Source organism: Monashia sp. HAY1-5C (assembly GCF_056755255.1).
The window spans coordinates 1-289 of sequence record NZ_JBPGXG010000317.1 but is presented as its reverse complement, the minus strand read 5'-3'; the positions used below and the strand labels follow the sequence as shown (position 1 = coordinate 289).

General features: G+C 61.9%; 1 protein-coding gene. It reads left to right on the top strand.

What is annotated here, in order from left to right; translation table 11 throughout:
- A partial coding sequence (locus ACR9ZK_RS21830) for a ThuA domain-containing protein (protein ID WP_481344049.1) occupies positions 1-289 on the top strand: 289 nt, incomplete at both ends.

Below are 289 nucleotides of genomic sequence, written 5' to 3'. Positions count from 1 at the left end.
GTTCTCCGCTCCCGAGCCGCTGGAAACGGTGTTCATCTCCTGGTTCCAGGGCGGCGAAGTCTTCCGTTCCGGCATGACCTGGCGCCGTGGCGCGGGCAATATCTTCTATTTCCGCCCCGGCCACGAGACTTACCCGACCTATCACAACGACACCGTCCACAAGGTGCTGATCAACTCCGTGAAATGGGCCCATAATCCGCTCGGCACGCAGGCGAGCATCCATGATGCGCCGAATGTGCCGGTCGAAAAGGCGCTGGAGCCGATCGTCGAGCGTGGCCCAAGACTGCAC